Source organism: Streptomyces sp. NPDC041940 (assembly GCF_055589465.1).
Genome location: NZ_JBVJBP010000001.1, coordinates 258,893 through 275,950, shown reverse-complemented (window position 1 = coordinate 275,950; position 17,058 = coordinate 258,893). Strand labels below are relative to the sequence as shown.

Below are 17,058 nucleotides of genomic sequence, written 5' to 3'. Positions count from 1 at the left end.
GGCTACGGCCGCAGGGCGGTGCCCGGCAGGTCGACTTCGGCGCGAACGGTCTTGCCGGGCTCGCGCCGCAGCACTTCCCACCGGTCGGCGAGCGCGTCGACGAGCAGGAGACCCCGGCCCCGCTCGTCGAGAGGGTGCGGGGGACGCACTCCTCGCGGCCCGGGCAGGTCCGACCCGGATCGCGTGTCACTGACTTCGACTCGCACGCCACCCGTGACGAGGCTGAGCCGCAGCTCGAAGTCCCGCCCTGGCACACGCCCGTGTGTCACCGCGTTGGCAGCCAGCTCGGCGACGATCAGGGCGATGGTCTCGGAGGCGTCGGTGCCGTGGGGGACGCCCCAGCCGTCGAGCTGGTGAGCGGCCAGACGCCGGGCGAGTCGGGCGCCGCGCGGGGTGGCACTGAAGCGCTGACTGAACACACGTACGGTGACCGGCGGTTGGGGAGTCGTGGGGGTGGCCCTTGCTGTCATGCGCCCAATGTGGCGGGCGGGGGCAGGACTTCTCCAGCCCGACGCCGCGTACGCCGCGTACGCCGCGGCAGCGTACACGGTGACGGACTGGACAGTACTGGTGACGTCCCGTAACCATGCTCCGGGAGGTGACCGACAGTGGTCGACAGCGAGCCGGAGTCGTCGGACAGTCTGCGGACGTTCGGGGCGGTGGTCCAGGGGTTACGCGAGCACGCCGGGTTGAGCAGGGAGGAGTTCGGGGAGCTGGTGAGGTTCTCCAAGCACACGGTGGCGTCCGTGGAGCTGGGGAGGCGGATGCCGGATCCGGAGTTCGTGACTCGGGCGGAAGAGGCATTGGGAATGACCGGTGTCCTCCAGAAAGCCGCAGGACGGTTGGAACGGCAGCCGGGATTGGCGGCCTGGTTCCGCAGGTGGGCTCTGCTTGAGCAAGTGGCGATCACCCTGTACACGTACGAGTGCCGTTTGGTTCCGGGCCTGCTGCAGACCGAGGCGTACGCGCGGACGCTGTTCACCAACCAGCTCCCACCACTGAGCGATGAACAGATCGAGGCACAGTGGGTGGCGCGAGCGGAGCGGCAACGGCTGCTGCGTGAACGGCCGAACACGGCATTTGGCTTCATCCTGGAGGAGCACCTGTTCCGGCGGCGCACTGGCGGTGTGGAGGTCGCGCGGGAGCTCATCGACCACGTGCTGGCGATCGCCGAAGTGCGCAACGTGGAGATCCAGATCATGCCGACGGAGCAGGACACACACGCGGGACTGGACGGACCCATGCAGTTGCTGGAGTCCCCGGAGAACAAGTGGTTCGCATACTGCGAAGGGCAGGAAAGCGGGCAGTTCATCACTGACCGAAAGGTGGTCAGCATGCTCCAGATGCGGTATGCCAGGATGCGCTCACAGGCTCTCACTCTCAAAGACTCCCTGAGCCTGTTGCAGCGGATGCGAGGGGACTTATGAGCACCAGCGAACTGGCCTGGTTCAAGAGCAGCTACAGCAGCGGCGGCTCCGGCGACTGCGTCGAGATAGCCCCCTGCCCCGAGGCGATCCACATCCGCGACTCCAAGAACAAGCAGGGCCCCCAGCTCACCCTCTCCCCCACCGCCTGGACGGCCTTCCTCACGCACGCCGCCGAGTAACAACTGTCGGGGCCGCCCGCTTCTCAGCCAGTGTCGTGCTTCCACGGCCTGCCTCAAGGGCGCTGCGCGTCGCCTTCGGCGATGACCCTCCGGGCCACCCTTGACCCAGGCCGTTCCAGCACGGGAGAGAAGCGAGCGAGCGGCCCGGAAAGGCGGGTGGCCAGGGCGGACGGCCCCTGAGGTCGGCTGTCCGGTCGCTCGGCATGAGGGAGTGCGCGCTAGCGCCTCGCCAGCACGCCGACTCGGCTCAGCGGCTGTCGGCGGATGGGGCGGACCCCAAAGCGCGAAGTGGAGCACTTGGGACAGAGGTGGGGGGGCGAAGGCCGGGCGGACAGCCCCGGGCGATGGCCCAAACGCTCCAACTACGCACACCACCCACGACCTCTCACCACCGCCCGCCGTTCGCCGCTGAGCCCGCCCGGCGTGCTGGCGAGGCGCGAGCGCGCCCCCTCTCGCCGGTCAGCTACGCAGCCGACCGGAGGGGAGATGCCCCTTGGCCACCCGCTCTCCCTCGGCCGCCCGCTCGCTTCTTCCCCGTGCTGGAGCGAGCCGAGTCAAGGGTCGGCCGCAGGCCGATCGCCGAAGGCGACGCGCAGCGCGCGCCCTTTACTCGGCTCGCGGAGGCACGACACTGCCGAGAAGCGGGCGGCCCGATCAGTACGTTGAAAGCGCCCTGTCCAACAAGAGACTTGACGGATCGTCACTTTGCCGAACCCACAGCTCCTCGACAGCTGACCTCTCTAAGGTGCCGTGTTCATGACAGACACCCCCGAGACACACGAACCCAACCCCATCGGCCGCCGCACCGTGCTTCTGGCCACGGGTGCCACCGCAGCTGCCCTGGCCGTAGGCGCAGCTGCCTCCAACACCCCGACCTCCGCCGCGCCCGTCGCCGCCGCAGCCGTCTGCACCCTCACGAAGGAGATGACCGAAGGCCCCTACTACCTCGACGGACAGTACGTCCGCTCCGACATCAGCGAGGACAAGACCGGCATCCCCCTGAAGCTGACGCTCACGGTCGTGGACGACGACACCTGCGTCCCGCTCAAGAACGCCCTGGTCGAGATCTGGCACTCGGACGCGCTCGGCGAGTACTCCGGCTTCGTGGGCAACAACGGCCACGACGAGCCGGACAACGGCACGTTCCTGCGCGGCGGCGTCCTCACCGACTCCAACGGCGTCGCGAAGATCACCTCGGTCTACCCCGGCTGGTACCGAGGCCGCTGCGTGCACATCCACATCAAGGTCCACACGGACGTGACCCTGACCCCCGACGGCTCCTTCACCGGCGGCGAGGAACTCCACACCGGCCAGCTCTTCTTCAGCGAAACGATCACGACCAGGGTCGCGGCCCTCGCCGCGTACAAGGTCAACACGGTTCCCCGCACCACCCTGGCCCAGGACTCCATCTACGACGAGGGCGGCGCGGCGTCGGGCCTCCTCACCCTCACGCCCCTCGGCAGTACGACGTCGGCGGGGTACGCGGGTGCGCTGACATTGGGCGTCGAGCAGGGCTGACACCCAACATCCACCAGGCACCACAGGGCCGCTCGCACGGCGGGCGGCCCTCATCGCACCGAGCCGCGTTCACCGACTGGCGGCCAGCACTGCCGCGAGGCCCTCTCGCAGGTCCTTGACGAAATACTCGGGGACTTCGAGCGAGGGGAAATGTCCCCCGTTCTCGGGCGACCGCCAACGGACGATCCGCCGGTACCGCTCCTGCGACCAGGCGCGCGGGCACTTCTCGATGTCCCGGGGATACATGGTGATCGCTGACGGGACGTCGACCCGGAGTTCGGGATCGAGCGAGTTGTGGCTCTCGTAGTAGATGCGGGCCGACGACGCGCCGGTCCGCGTCAGCCAGTACAGGGTGACGTCGTCGAGGATGCGGTCCCTGGACATCGTCTCGAACGGGCTGTCCTCCGTGTCCGACCACTCGGCGAACTTGTCGAGGATCCAGGCGAGAAGCCCGACCGGTGAGTCGACGAGCGAGTAGCCGATGGTCTGCGGCCGGGTCGCCTGCTGCTTCGCGTACGCCGCGCGGTGGTGCCAGAAATCGCGGGTCTCCTCGGTCCACTCGCGCTCGACCGCCGTCAGCCCGTCCGTCGTCAGCCCGGGCGGCGCCTCCGCGAACGTGGTGTGGATGCCGAGAACGTGCGCCGGGAACCTGCCGCCGAGGACCGTGGTGATATTGCCTCCCCAGTCACCACCGTGGGCCGCGAACCTGTCGTAGCCGAGCCTTCCCATCAGTTCCACCCATGCGGCCGCGATCCTTTCGGTTCCCCACCCGGTGGTGGCCGGCTTGTCGCTGTACCCGAAGCCCGGCAGCGAGGGGACCACGACGTGGAACGCCGGCGCGTCCGCGTCCTTCGGATCCGCCAGTTCGTCCACCACATCGGTGAACTCGGCGATACTGCCCGGCCAGCCGTGCGTCAGGATCAGCGGAGTGGCGTCCGCGCGCGCGGATCGGCGGTGCAGGAAGTGGATTCCCAGACCGTCGATGGTCGTGCGGAACTGTCCGAGGCGGTTGAGGCGCTCTTCGAACGAGCGCCAGTCGTAGCCGGTGCGCCAGTAGTCCACGAGATCGATGAGGTCGGCGAGCGGAACGCCCTGTTCCCATCGGCGAGAGCCGGGCGCGGCGCCATGGACCGTCTCGGCCTCCGGGAGTCGCGCCGCGGCCAGTCGCGCGCGCAGATCGTCGAGGTCGGCGTCAGTCGCACGGGCTTCGAATGTTTGTACGTCGCTGGTCGGACGGGGCATGAGACCTCCTGGCCATCGCGGAACCGGCTAAGACGGTTCTAGCAGCCCTCCGAGTCACATCGCAACCGGCTAAGGTGGTTCCATGCGTACTGGCCACCCTGACTTCCGCCTCGGCAACGTGCTGGCGACCAGCTTCACGGGGACCCTGTCGGAGCGTCACGGCGACGCCGTGGAGCGCATTCCCACGCCGCACCGACTCGTCGACTGGCTGGCGGTGTACGGCCTCGCCGTGGACTCCTGCACCACCGCCCAGCTCGACCTCGCCCGGGAACTGAGGGAGTCGATTCACGCCGCCGCGACAGCGGCCGCGGTCCAGGACCCTCTCCCCGCGGCCGCCGTCCAAGTCATCAATGACCGCAGCGCCCAGGGTCGGGCCTCGGCCTTCCTGACACCCGAGGGGAAGCGGCAGTGGCGGCTCGGCTCCGCTTCCCGCGTGGAGGATGCCCTCAGCGTGATCGCCGCCGACGCGATCAGTGTCGTCTCGGGCGAACGAGACGGAAAACTGGCCTTGTGCGCCTCACCGACCTGCCAAGCCGCCTTCTTCGACACCAGCCAGAGCCGCACGCGCAAATGGTGTGACATGAACACGTGCGGGAATCGTCAGAAGAAGGCGCGCTTCAACGCCAACCAGCGCAAGAGCGCTGGATCGACCGAGTGATCAGCGCCGCCCTCCGAACTCCCACGCCCGTACCTCGACATCCGCGTACCGCCCCACCGTCAGGACGCCACGCGCGGCCCGCGCATCCGGGGCCCGCACCAGCACCGCCGTACCCACCCACACCTCACCGTCGTCCGACAGCAGCGGCCCGTACGCGATGAGGTCGTCCCGGGCCGCCGAGGGCGGCGATTCGAGGTCGGTGGCCGGGTCCGGGCCGAGGCCGATCACGAGGTAGCGGTTGCCCGCCGTCGGGCCGCCCGGGAAGTCCCACATGGTGCGGCCCAGGAGGTTGCGCCAGCGGCGCAGCAGTACGTCCCGGTACGCGCCGGCCTGGTAGTTGGGCTCGTCGAAGGCGAAGGCCCGGGCCGCGGCGGAGTCGGGGAGGTCGACGATGTGCACGCTGCCGGTGGGCGTCTCACCGTCACCCGCGAAGGTCGGTCCACGGGCGGTCAACTCGGCCTCGTACCGGTCCATATAGGCCCAGTGCGCCTCTCCCAGTTCCTCACCCGGACGCTGCCATCTGGCCGGAGCGGCGTGGGTCGACCTGCGCCCGCATGACGCGGGCGCAGCGCGTCGCGAGGTGACGTCAGTTGCAGGATCCCACGGTGAGGATGTTGTCGACGACGACCTTGGAGCCGACCTTCATGTAGGAGTAGGCCTCGCCGCAGTAGCCGCGGTTCTGGTAGACGGGCCCGGCGTAGCTGCTGAAGGTGCCGAAGTTCTCCTTGTGAGGAGTATCGGTGTAGTTGTCCTTCAGCCGGACCCCCATGTAGTGGGCCGAGCCGGTGTCGTTGAAGAACACGGCGCAGATCGGCTTGTCGTAGTACCGGTCGCCCGTGGTCTTGCCGTTGGTCCACGTGTAGGTGGTGCCGTAGGTGCCGTAGCGGGCAGCCCCGGTGGAGATGGTGTAGCCGGACCCGCACACGTTGGCCGCGGCCGCGGCAACGGCTGCGTTGGCCCCGATGATCTGCTTGGTCTCGGCCGACGCTTCCTTGGCGACCTTGACGCCCTTGATGTCCACGGTCTGCTCGGCCGCCGACGCGGCAGGAGCGACCACCGTCGCGGCCAGCAGGACGGCGCAGACGCCGCCCAGACGCATCCCAGTCTTCACAGTTCCCCCAGTAAGTGACAGTCGGATGATCGTGCCGCACAGACCGTAGCGCATCGAACATCCAAACGGGCAAGGGGTTTTGGCAGGTCGGACCGAGGGGCGGAAATCAGCCAAGGCCCCGAATCCCCCTCCTGGGTATCCCGTTCGGTCTCCTCAGGAAGTTCACAGATCAGCAGGCGGCAGCTCCTTGCCGGACGCCGCCCGGACATGACCTTCTTTTTGCCATGTCCCTACTCGGTGCTTATTTCTGACGGTTCCGTGCGTCTACAGTGACCTCGCACTCAGGCGACCTGGTCTCATCACCCGGTCTCCGGGTGCCGCTCGGGGGGGCCGGTGCTGTTGACGCAGCACCCGTATGGCCACGTCCTCCCGTCGCGTCGAAACGGGGGAGGAACAGAAATGCCTGACATCTGCTGCGAGGGTCGCCATCTCGGCCCGCGCCATCTCGGCCCGCGCCGTATCGGCCTGCGCCGTTTCGCCCGTCGAGCCCGCCGCGCACAGCACAGCTGAGCCGCGGAGGGCCCGGCTGATTCTCCGACCGAGCACTACGACGGTCGTCAACTCCCGCTGACACACGACAGACCGAGGCGCACGACGGTGTGCGGTCCTCCTCTGCCGTGGCGGTCGCTTTCACCCCCCCTGTCGACGCAACCATCCGTGTGCCGAGGCCTCGTTGTGCCCGCGCACGAGCATTCCCCCACCTCTCACTCATGGAGATGTTCTTTGAGACGGGCCGGCAGATACACATACGCGCGTGTTCCGATCAGTTGCGCCATCGCCACCGCGATCGCGTTCGGAACCGCGGTCCAGGCGCAGGCCGCTCCCCAGCAGGCACCGACGCCACCCCCGAATGCCGCCGAAGGATGGTCCGGCCCCGCCGCGCCGCGCGTGAAGGCGGACGAGAACGGCGACAAGGACCGCGTTCCGGCCAAGAAGCGCAAGAAGGTGCTCGGCAGCGGCTACGCCAAGTCCTCCGACACCGCGTGGACCACCACCGGTGACGCCACCGGCTTCCACCTCATGACCGCCGACGAGGCCGACGGCTACCGCTGGAAGACCGCCGCGACCCTCGTCGAACCCGGGTTCAGCGACACCGACACCTGGATCGGCAACGCCTGTGTCACCGCCTCCGGTGACCGCGCCCTGGTCGCCTACGCGCCGCGCACCTTCACCAACAAGCCCAACCTCATGGCCCGGGGCGCCTTCACGGCCGCCGTGGACCTGAACTCGGGCGAGGTCACGAAGCTCCCGTTCCAGGCGAGCCTCGCCTACTTCTCGCCCGGTTGCGGCGACGGCGAGCAGGCGGTGCTCTCGCAGTTCACCGACGAGAAGACGTCGGACCGGAACGAGACCCGTCTGATCACCGTCGACGCCCGTACGGGCAAGACGAAGAAGAAGACCACGGTGAAGGGCCAGATCACCTCCGCGGTCCCGACCCGCGACGGCATCGTCGCCGCACAGGGCAACGCGGTCGTCCGGGTCACCGCGAGCGGGAAGACCGAGCTGGTCACGCGCACGGAGAACACGCCCTACAGCCTGTCCGTCACCAAGGACGGCGGCCTCGCCTTCCTGGACCGCTCCTACAGCGCCCGGGCCGCGAAGGATCTGCGGGCCCGGGCCGCCGAGGCCAAGCCCGCCGAGGCCGCGTCCGCCGGCACCACCTCCGAGGTCAAGTACCTGACCGGCGGACAGCTCGACGGCAAGGACGTCAAGGCCCGTACGGTCGCCGAGGGCAACCTGACCGGCATGGACCTCACCCGCGCCGCCGACGGCACCGCGATCGTCACCGGCGCGGCGAAGAACGTCGGCACCCTGCCCAAGGACGTGCGCAACCCGGGCGGGATCGACAAGGACGCCACCGCCTCCACCCGGGCCCGGTCCGTCGTGGACACCGCGTGGGCCGACGGCAAGGACACCCGTGTCCGCCCCTCCGAGTACGACACGGCGCGCACGGCCCGCATCGAGATGAACCACCTGCCCACCGGCAGCAAGCCGGTGTTCGAGGCCAACCCGGCCGCGTCCCCGGTCAGTCCCGATCCGGCCGAGGGCGAGAACCGCTCCCCGGCTCTCGGCACCGCTCCCGCCAAGAGCGGCGGCACCGTGGGCGGCAAGAAGACGGCGCTGCTGAACATCGCCGAGCCGGAGTCGGAGCGCACCTGCGCCGTGGAGCGGGGCAACCCGCAGAAGCAGGCCTTCCAGCCGAAGCCGCGGCAGATCGAGTGGGCGGTCAACCGTGCCATCGAAGGCACGATGGACCAGCATGTGAAGCGGGCCGCCAACTGGAAGAACATGGGCATGGGCGCCTACTCGCCGCAGTCCCTCGCAGGCGGTCTCACCCCGCTCACGGGCGGCGGGCGCATGCCGGCCCAGGTGTTCCTCGGCATCACCGCCCAGGAGTCCAACATGTGGCAGGCCACCCGCTTCGCCGCGCCGGGCACCACCGCCAACAGCCTCATCGGCAACTACTACGGCCTCGTCCACAACGAGCACGGCCAGGTCGACGACCCCTGGGCCATCAACTGGCCCGCCGCGGACTGCGGTTACGGCATCACGCAGGTCACCGACGGCATGCGGCTGCCCGGCAAGCCGTACGAGGACGGCGAGGTCCGGCCGTCCAAGCCGCGCGCCTACCAGGACGCCGTCGCGCTGGACTACACCGCGAACGTCGCGGCCGGCGTGAACATCCTCGCCGAGAAGTGGAACCAGACCCGCAAGGCCGGCCTCACCGTGAACAACGGTGACCCCAAGTGGATCGAGAACTGGTTCTTCGCCCTGTGGGCCTACAACTCCGGGTTCTACGAGCAGGCGGACGCGGGCGCGAACGGGGGCAAGTGGGGCGTGGGCTGGGCCAACAACCCGGCCAACCCCACCTACAAGCCGAACCGGACCCCGTTCCTGGAGAGCGAGAGCGGCGGCAACGACTACTCCCACGCCGCCAGGCCGCAGTTCTGGCCGTACCCGGAGAAGGTCATCGGCTGGGCCGCGCGCCCGCTGGAGGGGCTGGAGGCGCCGGGCACCCTCGTCCACGGTTACCGGCCGGCCTGGTGGACCGAGCCCATGTTCCGCACCATGGCCAAGCCGCCGGTCACCCTGTTCTGTGACGGCTCCAACGAGTGCGACCCGGCCAAGATCAAGGAAGGCGCGTCGAACGACTCGCCCGCGTCGGGTCCCTGCCAGCGTGGTGACTTCAAGTGCTGGTGGAACAAGAAGGTGGAGTGGAAGAACTGCGGAGCCGGTGCCTGCGGCAACGAGATCTTCCGCTTCAACAACACCTACCCGGAGGAGGCGGACGGCAACTCCCACCCGCCCCGGTGCAACTCCGGACTCCCGATCGGTACGACCATCGTCGACAACGTGAACTCCGGTCAGCGGATCGCGGGCTCCGACTTCAGACGCTGCTCGGACACCGCGCAGACGTCGGGATCGTTCAAGTTCGACTTCGCCACGCCCTCGGCCAAGATGGACACCCATCAGCTCGGCGTGGGCTACGGCAACCACACCTGGTTCTCCACCACCCGTAAGGCCAGTTCCCCGGGAACGGACCAGCGGCTGAAGGCCACCGGCACCTGGACCGGCCCCAGCACCGTCAAGGGCTGGACCCGGGTCCTGGTCCACATGCCCAACGTGGCCGCACGGTCGCAGCAGGCGAAGTACACGGTGTCGGGCACCGACTCCAAGTCTCCGCAGCGTGTCGCCCCGCAGCGCATCCGCAGCAACGAGTGGCGCTCGCTCGGCGTCTTCAACTTCACCGGAACCCCGTCGGTGGCCCTGTCCAACATCACCGACGAGGCACCGGGCGTCGACATCGCCTGGGACGCCGTCGCCTTCCAGAAGCTCGACGCCAACCCCACGCACGTGGTCGGCATGGGTGACTCCTTCGCCTCCGGCGAAGGCGCCGACACCGAGGGCGGCAAGGACTACTTCCGGGAGACGGACTACAAGGAGGACCTCGGCGACAGCGAGATCGTCAACAAGTGCCACCGCTCCAAGCAGGCCTGGATCCGGCAGGCGACCCTGCCCGGCAGGTCCCAGTCCATAGGCACGATCTCCGACGACTACGGCAATGTCGACCTGAGCTTCATCGCCTGCTCGGGCGCCCGCACCTACAACATCTGGACGGGTGGCAAGAACCAGCAGAACTCGCTGCCGCAGATGGACCTCGGTTACCTCGACCAGAACACGGACATCGTCACCCTCGCCGTCGGCGGTAACGACTCCATGTTCTCGGACGTGTTCCAGGAATGCGTCCTGTACGCCGGACTGAGTCTCTGCCAGAACGCCGAGATCGAGAAGCGGAACCCGGACACGGGTGACAAGACGGGCGAGATGACCGGTCCGCTCAAGGACTTCATGCCCGGCTGGATCACCAACCAGGTCAAGCCGCGGATCGTCAAGGTACTCAACCAGATCAAGGAGCGTGCGCCGCAGGCCAAGATCTACCTCGTGGGTTACCCGCCCCTGCTGGAAGGCAACGGCCAGTGCATCCCGGGTATCGGAACCGAGGAGGCGCCCTGGCTGAACGACGAGATCGCTCCGAAGCTCAGCCAGGAGATGAAGGCCGCCGCGACGTCGGCCGGGGCCACGTTCGTCGACCCCGCGTCGGACTTCAAGGGCAAGGCGATCTGCGGTGACCCCGAAACCATCAACGGTGCCGTATTCTCCGGCCGGTCCGAGGCGGACAACGACGCGCCCCAGCCGTCGATGAAGTCGTTCCACCCGAAGATCTCCGGCGCCCGGCTCTACGCCAACGCGCTGGAGCGTTCCCTGTAGCACCTGCACACATCCGTGGGCCCCAACGCACCCGTGTTGGGGCCCATCGGCCTGCGAAGAGCGAGGATTCCCGCCATGCGGTACATACGACCTGTCAAAGGCGCCGTCACTGTCGTCGCCGCCACCGCGGCCTGCCACTCCCTCATGTACGCCGGCTTCGCTGGGGCACGCGAGAGCTCGGCGGCGAGCGAGGACGAGTGGGCCGGCGCCTTCGAGTTCCTGTTCACCACAGCTGCTGCCTGGGCGCTGATGCCCCTCCTGCTGTGGGCCGGCATGCGCATCATGGGCGAGAGCGGAAACGCCGTGCTCGTGCTGGTCGGCGGGCTGGTCTGGGCGGTGCTCTCCGGGTATTACATCGACGACATCGACCGCGCGGGCGGGCACATGCCGGTCCCCGCCCTCGTCGCGTACGTTCTCGTCGGTACCGCGGTGTCCGGGGCCGGCAGCCCCGGACACCGCGGTTGACGCTCCCGCGCCGCCGTCAGGACTACGGGCACTCCTTCCACGCCAGGTGGTACACCGTGCTGATGTCCCCGTCCGTCGAGTCCATGGTCATGAAGCTGACCTTGTCGGCCGACTGGGTGCCGGCGTTGACTCGGATCTCGGTGTTGATGTTGAAGTTGCGCTGGACTCCGCAGGGTGCGTAGACCAGTTGGGCCCAGTCCGTCTCGTCGGTGGCCTGCCAGTTGTCGTTGAGGGGGCCGCTGAAGGGGTGGTTCTTGTACACCGTGCTGGGCGAGCCCTGGAAGTAGTACGAGGCTCGCTGGGAGGCGCTCGCGCCGCGCTGGAGGGCGGCGAAGCCTCGGTAGTCCGCGCTCGCGATGGCGTAGGTGAAGCCGCCGGGGACGTGGACCTTCAGGTTGAGCTGGCAGTTCCTGCGGAACGCGGTCGGGTCGGAGTTCCCGCCGGCCTGGGCGAGGTAGTCGCTGTAGGTCACCGTGAAGGCGGTGTTGTCCTCGGAGACGGCGACCGCCGCCGTGCCCTGCGGACAGCCGGAGCCGTTCACCGTGGCGACCTGGATGATGATCTTGTCCGGGGGCGGGTCGTCGAACCCGGAGGACGGGGATGTTGCGGGGAGTGCGCTGGTGAGGAGCGCGGCTACCGCGCCGCTCAGGAGCAGGCCACCGGCCATGGTTCTCCCATCCGTTCGTGGGGGGTGGATCATGAAAGTGAACATGGGCATGTCAAGACGACAGCGCATGCACCCCCACCTGTGACCGTTCCATGAAGGAGCTGTGAAGGCCGGGGCGGTCGCATCGTACGCAGGGCGGGAAGAGGCGGACAGAGCGGTCTCCGGCCATTCACAGTGGCGGGTTCACGTGTGGTGCCGGTGGGCGCATAAGGTGCGTTACCAATACCCCAGCCCCCAGGACACCCCGAGGACCCGATGAGGATCACCCACCGGCTCCGCCACGGACGCGGCCCGTCAGGGGTTCTCCCAGGCCGCCGGTTCCGCCGCCAGCCGCTCCACCTGCTCGGGCAGCGCGCCGGACGCGAGGTCGGCGACCGTCACGCCCTCCAGGATCCTGCGCACATTGGCCCGCAGGGCGATCCACAGCGGCAGCAGCGGCTCGGCGGTGCCGCTGTAGGCGAGGCCGGTCGGCCGCTCGCCGCGCACCGAGACGATCGGGCCGTCCACGGCCCGGATCACGTCCGCGACCGTGATCTCGGTGGCCTCGCGGGCCAGCCGGTAGCCACCGCCCCCGCCCCGGCGGCTGTCGACGACACCGCCGCGCCGCAGATCGCCGAGAATGCCCTCGAGGAACTTGTGGGGGATGTCCTGCGCGGTGGCCACGGCCTCCGCCTTGACCGGGCCCTCCCCCTGCCGGACGGCCAGCTCCACGACCGCTCGTACCGCATAGTCCGCTCGTGCCGAGATCCTCATAGGACCATTGTCGCGGTCGGCCTGTAGACAATGACGCACCAGCACCACGTACGGCACGGCAGCACAACAGGAGGCGCTCCCTTGGAGCTCAGCAGGCGTACCTTCCACGCTCTCGCCGGCACGGCGGCGCTCGGCTTCGCGCTGACCGGCAGCGGGTCGCCGACCTCCGCCCATACGGCACGGACCGCGCCCACGGGCCCGCCGCCTCCGGTGCCGAGCGCGGACGGCAGGCGGCACAGCATCGGCTTCGACCGGTACTCGCTGCTGGTCGACGGCCGCCGCCTGGTGCTCTGGTCGGGCGAGATGCACCCCTTCCGGCTGCCGAGCCCGTCCCTGTGGCGGGACGTGCTGCAGAAGATGCGCGCGCATGGCTACAACGCCGTCAGCGTGTACGTCGCCTGGAACTACCATTCCGCGGCGCCCGGCCGGTACGACTTCACCGGGGTGCGCGATCTGGACCTGTTCCTGCGCATGGCCGCCGAGACCGGCCTGTACGTCATCCTGCGGCCCGGCCCGTACATCAATGCCGAGGTCGACGCCGGCGGCTTCCCCGGCTGGCTGACCGCCACCGAGGGCACGGCCCGGACCTCCGACCCGACGTATCTGAAGTACGTCGACGAGTGGCTGACCGCCGTCAACGCCGTCGTCGCCAAGCGGCTGTTCACGCGGGGTACGGGCACGGTCCTGCTCTACCAGATCGAGAACGAGTACGACGCCCACGTCGACGAGCCGGCCGGGCGCGCCTACATGTCCTACCTGTACGAGAAGGTCCGCTCCGACGGCATCGACGTCCCGCTGTTCCACAACGACAAGGGCCGCAACGGCCACTGGGCACCCGGGTCGTTCGGCACCGGCGGCGAGAAGGGCCGCTGGCTGTACGGGTTCGACGGGTATCCGGAGCCGGACGAAGTACCGCCCGACTGGGGGCACTTCGGGCCCGGCGGCCCGAAGGGCGGGGCCACGGCCAGTCCGCGCACGCCCGGGTTCGTGCCCGAGTTCGGCGGGGGCTGGTTCGACCCGTGGGGCGGGTCCTGGTTCGGCGGGAAGGGGTACGCCGAGTCGCGCCGGACCCGGGACGCGGCGTACGAGCGGCGCTTCTACCTGACCAACCTCGCCAACGGCATCACGCTGCACAACGTCTACATGACGTTCGGCGGCACCTCCTGGGGCTGGCTGCCCGCACCGGCCGTCTACACGTCGTACGACTACGGCGCGGCCATCGACGAGGCCCGCAACGCCACCCCCAAGCTCGCCTCGATGCACCAGATCGGGCAGTCGGTGCGCCATCTGCCCGACCTCGCCAAGCTGGACCGGGCGAAGGCCGTACGCGCCACCGACAAGCGGGTCAAGGTCTACCCCCTGGCCAACCCCGACACCGGCGCCCGCTTCTACGTCCTGCGCAACGACTCCGCCGAGGCGGTCTCGGTGACGCTGCCGGACGCCGGGATCGATGTACCGGTCATGGTCCCGGCGCGGGACGCCAAGCTGATCGCCGCCGATCTGAAGCTCGGGAAGCGGACGCTGGTGCACGCCACCGTGCAGCCGATGCTGAGCCTGACCGCAGGGCGGCAGGACATCGCCGTGTTCGCGGGGCGGCGCGGCGACCTCGCGCAGGTCGTGCTGGAGTGCGCCGACGAGCCGACCCCCATGCGGCTGGACGCGGAGCCCGCGTGGTCCTGGAACCTCAACAAGCTGAACATCACGGCTCCGCTCGGCGCCGGCGGGCTGAGCCGGGTGCGGGTCGAGGGCGACGGCGTGGACACACCGATGCTGGTGCTGTTCGCCGACGACGCGACCGCCCTGCGGCTGTGGCCGTACGAGACGCCCTCCGGCCGGCTCCTCGTCTACGGCCCGTCGCTGCTGCGGTCCGCCACCCTGCGCGGCTCCACGGTCCATCTCACCGGTGACACCGTCGGCGCGACCGGCCTGGAGGTGTGGGGGCCGCCCGGGATCACTCATGTGACGTGGAACGGGCGTGCGGTGCCCACGCGGATCAGCGCCTCCGGCAGCCTGCTCGCGCTGCGGCCGCTGCCCGGGGTGACCCGGCCCGCCCTGCCCGCGCTCGACGGGTGGCGGCGGCGGACCGAGAACCCGGAGGCCGAGCCCGGTTTCGACGACTCCGGCTGGACTGCGGCCGACAAGGAGACGTCCTTCAGCACGACGCCCGTGCCCGACGGGCAGCCCGTGCTGTTCGCCGACGACTACGGCTTCCACTACGGCGACGTCTGGTACCGGGGTGAGTGGAACGACGAGAACGGCATCGAGTCGGTCTCCCTCGCCTACAGCACGGGCACGCAGGGCCTGCTGATGGCCTGGCTGGACGGCGAGCCGTTGGGTACCCACCGGATGCCCGTACCGGACAAGAGCCGGGCCCGGCAGGGGACGTGGACCGCGAAGGCCGGCTTCGCCCTGCCGGAGGAACTGCGGGAGAGGTTCCGTGAGGCGCGGGACGGAGAGCGCGACCGGCATGTGCTGTCCGTGCTCGTCCGGCCGATGCCGCACGACATGGACGGCAAGGCCCTCGACACGCACAAGGCGGCGCGCGGCCTGACCGCCGTCACCTTCGAGGGCGGCTCCCCCGAGGTGAAGTGGCGTATCCAGGGCGCGTCCACGCCCGACCCCGAGCGCGGGCCGATGAACAACGGCGGACTGCACGGGGAGCGCGAGGGCTGGCATCTGCCCGAGCACGACGATCGCGACGGCGGGGACTGGAAGGACGTGGAGCTGCCCCGGGCCGACCGGCGGCAGGGCGTCACCTGGTACCGGACGGAGTTCCGGCTGGACTTCGACCCGGGCGTCGACGCCTCGGTCGGGCTCGTCCTCGACGACGACCCGGGCCGGGCCTACCGCGCGCAGATCTTCCTCAACGGCTGGAACCTGGGCCAGTACATCAACGACGTGGGGCCGCAGCACACCTTCGTGCTGCCGAACGGGATCCTCCGCACACGGGGGGCCAACACACTGGCGCTGGCGGTGCTGTCGGACGGCAGCACGCCGTCCGGGCCGGAGGACGTACGGCTGACGCTGCTGGGCGCGGCGGCGGGAGGGGTGCCGGTCAAGCCGGTGTGACCGGATCGTGGTGTCCGCGCGCATTGCCTTCTCCGGCGGGCTGGGACACGGTGTTGCTCCGCAAGCCGCGGACAGGGGAGGGAACCTCGTGCGAAGACGGCGTTTCATCAGCGGATTAGTCGGTGCCGGGGTGGGTCTCGGACTCGCCCCGGCCGCGGTCGCCCGGGACACCGGCGCACCTCATGCGTGGCAGGCCGTGCCGACACCGGCGGGCACAGCGGCCGCCCAGTTGCGGGACGTCGCGGCCGCCGGAGCCGGTCTCGCGTGGGCCGTGGGCGAGGAGGGCCGCAGCGGGGGCACGCTGGGCTCGCCGCTGGCCCTGGCGTGGGACGGCACCGCTTGGGCGCGGACCGACCTCGGCCATCTGGGCTTCCGCGGCTACCTGCACTCCGTGGCCGGTACCTGCGCCCGCTCGGCGTGGGCGATCGGCACCGACACGGCCGGGGCCACGCACCTGCTCGCCTGGGACGGCGGAACCTGGCGGGAGAGCGACTTCCCCGGCCGGGGCCGGTCCGGCACCTCCCTCACCGGTGTCGCGGTCGACCCGGGCGGCGGAGCCTGGTTCTCCGGGCGCACCTCGGACGGCGAGCTGCTCCTGCACCGGGACGGCGGCACCTGGACCTGGCTGCCCGCACCGCCGAGCGCGACCGCCGCCACTCCTTCGGGCGTCCAGCTGACCCCGGCCGGTGACGTCTGGTTGTACGGCGTCGGGATCGTCGCCCGCTGGGACGGCTCGGCCTGGACCGAACTGCCCGCCTACCAGGGCATTCGCGCCAGCGTCACGGGGCTGCTGCCCGTCGCCGACGACGACCTGTGGCTCGTCGGCTACGACTACGGGGTGGGCGGCCCGATCGGCAAGCCCCCCGGTGTTCTGCTCCTGCACGGCGACGGCAGCACCTGGCAGGGCGTGACGGGGCCGTTCGGCGTCGGGATGCTCAACGGGATCGTCGGCGACGCGCAGGGCCGCCCCGACCGCATCGCGGGCTGGGACTTCTGGGACCAGACCCGGGCCCACCACCTGCGCTGGGACGGCACGGCCTGGGTGAGCGAACGGGGGCCGGTGGCCACGACCCCCGTCGTCATGAACGCCCTTGCCTCCGTGCCGGGTTCGGCGGGCGGCTACTGGGCGGTCGGCACGACGTCCACCTCCGCGTCCTCGTCCGCCCTGCTCCGCATCGAGCGCTGATCCGCCCGTCCGG

13 protein-coding genes and 1 pseudogene are annotated in these 17,058 nt (G+C 69.8%); 8 read left to right on the top strand and 6 right to left on the bottom strand.

Going from position 1 to position 17,058, the window contains the following annotated elements:
- Positions 1-2 precede the first annotated feature (2 nt).
- Positions 3-470 (bottom strand): ATP-binding protein, encoded by a 468-nt coding sequence (locus tag ACZ6I3_RS01185; protein WP_469410770.1) that lies wholly within the window; start codon positions 468-470, stop codon positions 3-5.
- A 138-nt stretch (positions 471-608) separates the two neighbouring features.
- Between ACZ6I3_RS01185 and ACZ6I3_RS01180 the strand changes: the two genes are divergently transcribed.
- The 3 genes from ACZ6I3_RS01180 (at position 609) to ACZ6I3_RS01170 (ending at position 3,124) form a co-directional block, all read left to right on the top strand.
- Positions 609-1,427, top strand: a complete 819-nt coding sequence (locus tag ACZ6I3_RS01180; protein WP_469410769.1) for a helix-turn-helix domain-containing protein — start codon at positions 609-611, stop codon at positions 1,425-1,427.
- Positions 1,424-1,606: a DUF397 domain-containing protein gene (locus ACZ6I3_RS01175; protein ID WP_469410768.1), complete on the top strand. Its 183-nt coding sequence runs from the start codon at positions 1,424-1,426 to the stop codon at positions 1,604-1,606. The genes ACZ6I3_RS01180 and ACZ6I3_RS01175 overlap by 4 nt, the downstream gene beginning before the upstream one ends.
- Positions 1,607-2,362: 756 nt before the next feature.
- A complete protein-coding gene (locus ACZ6I3_RS01170) occupies positions 2,363-3,124 on the top strand; it encodes an intradiol ring-cleavage dioxygenase (protein WP_469410767.1) in 762 nt (253 codons plus the stop codon).
- Between the two features lie 69 nt (positions 3,125-3,193).
- On the opposite strand, the gene ACZ6I3_RS01165 is transcribed toward ACZ6I3_RS01170, so the two are convergent.
- Positions 3,194-4,366: an epoxide hydrolase family protein gene (locus ACZ6I3_RS01165; protein WP_469410766.1), complete on the bottom strand. Its 1,173-nt coding sequence runs from the start codon at positions 4,364-4,366 to the stop codon at positions 3,194-3,196.
- A gap of 82 nt (positions 4,367-4,448) precedes the next feature.
- On the opposite strand from ACZ6I3_RS01165, the gene ACZ6I3_RS01160 reads away from it, so the two are divergent.
- Positions 4,449-5,024, top strand: a complete 576-nt coding sequence (locus ACZ6I3_RS01160) for a CGNR zinc finger domain-containing protein (protein WP_469410765.1) — start codon at positions 4,449-4,451, stop codon at positions 5,022-5,024.
- On the opposite strand, the pseudogene ACZ6I3_RS01155 reads toward ACZ6I3_RS01160, so the two are convergent.
- A pseudogene (locus tag ACZ6I3_RS01155) lies at positions 5,025-5,528 on the bottom strand (YciI family protein); the annotation flags it as partial.
- An 82-nt stretch (positions 5,529-5,610) separates the two neighbouring features.
- Positions 5,611-6,135, bottom strand: a complete 525-nt coding sequence (locus ACZ6I3_RS01150) for a hypothetical protein (RefSeq protein ID WP_469410764.1) — start codon at positions 6,133-6,135, stop codon at positions 5,611-5,613.
- 888 nt (positions 6,136-7,023) lie between these two features.
- Here ACZ6I3_RS01150 and ACZ6I3_RS01145 point away from each other — a divergent pair.
- Positions 7,024-10,905 (top strand): GDSL-type esterase/lipase family protein, encoded by a 3,882-nt coding sequence (locus ACZ6I3_RS01145; protein ID WP_469410763.1) that lies wholly within the window; start codon positions 7,024-7,026, stop codon positions 10,903-10,905.
- A 75-nt stretch (positions 10,906-10,980) separates the two neighbouring features.
- Entirely contained in the window at positions 10,981-11,370 is a 390-nt protein-coding gene (locus ACZ6I3_RS01140) for a hypothetical protein (protein WP_469410762.1), read from the top strand.
- Positions 11,371-11,392: 22 nt separating this feature from the next.
- On the opposite strand, the gene ACZ6I3_RS01135 is transcribed toward ACZ6I3_RS01140, so the two are convergent.
- Complete coding sequence (locus ACZ6I3_RS01135; protein ID WP_382493085.1) at positions 11,393-12,037, bottom strand: DUF4360 domain-containing protein; 645 nt, start codon at positions 12,035-12,037, stop codon at positions 11,393-11,395.
- Between the two features lie 294 nt (positions 12,038-12,331).
- On the bottom strand, positions 12,332-12,790 hold the full coding sequence (locus tag ACZ6I3_RS01130; protein WP_469410761.1) for an RrF2 family transcriptional regulator: 459 nt from the start codon (positions 12,788-12,790) through the stop codon (positions 12,332-12,334).
- An 81-nt stretch (positions 12,791-12,871) separates the two neighbouring features.
- On the opposite strand from ACZ6I3_RS01130, the gene ACZ6I3_RS01125 reads away from it, so the two are divergent.
- Together ACZ6I3_RS01125 and ACZ6I3_RS01120 are read left to right on the top strand one after the other, a co-directional pair.
- Positions 12,872-15,859, top strand: a complete 2,988-nt coding sequence (locus ACZ6I3_RS01125; RefSeq protein ID WP_469410760.1) for a glycoside hydrolase family 35 protein — start codon at positions 12,872-12,874, stop codon at positions 15,857-15,859.
- A gap of 130 nt (positions 15,860-15,989) precedes the next feature.
- Positions 15,990-17,045 carry a hypothetical protein gene (locus ACZ6I3_RS01120; RefSeq protein WP_469410759.1) on the top strand — a complete coding sequence of 352 codons (1,056 nt, stop codon included), beginning with the start codon at positions 15,990-15,992 and terminating at the stop codon, positions 17,043-17,045.
- Positions 17,046-17,058: the final 13 nt, after the last annotated feature.

What these genes read in the sequence shown, in the direction of transcription:
- ACZ6I3_RS01175 (WP_469410768.1), top strand. Translation starts at nt 1,424, where the DNA reads ATGAGCACCAGCGAACTGGCCTGGTTCAAGAGCAGCTACAGCAGCGGC.
- ACZ6I3_RS01170 (WP_469410767.1), top strand. Translation starts at nt 2,363, where the DNA reads ATGACAGACACCCCCGAGACACACGAACCCAACCCCATCGGCCGCCGC.
- ACZ6I3_RS01140 (WP_469410762.1), top strand. Translation starts at nt 10,981, where the DNA reads ATGCGGTACATACGACCTGTCAAAGGCGCCGTCACTGTCGTCGCCGCC.
- ACZ6I3_RS01130 (WP_469410761.1), bottom strand. Translation starts at nt 12,790, where the DNA reads ATGAGGATCTCGGCACGAGCGGACTATGCGGTACGAGCGGTCGTGGAG.
- ACZ6I3_RS01185 (WP_469410770.1), bottom strand. Translation starts at nt 470, where the DNA reads ATGACAGCAAGGGCCACCCCCACGACTCCCCAACCGCCGGTCACCGTA.
- ACZ6I3_RS01160 (WP_469410765.1), top strand. Translation starts at nt 4,449, where the DNA reads ATGCGTACTGGCCACCCTGACTTCCGCCTCGGCAACGTGCTGGCGACC.
- ACZ6I3_RS01165 (WP_469410766.1), bottom strand. Translation starts at nt 4,366, where the DNA reads ATGCCCCGTCCGACCAGCGACGTACAAACATTCGAAGCCCGTGCGACT.
- ACZ6I3_RS01135 (WP_382493085.1), bottom strand. Translation starts at nt 12,037, where the DNA reads ATGGCCGGTGGCCTGCTCCTGAGCGGCGCGGTAGCCGCGCTCCTCACC.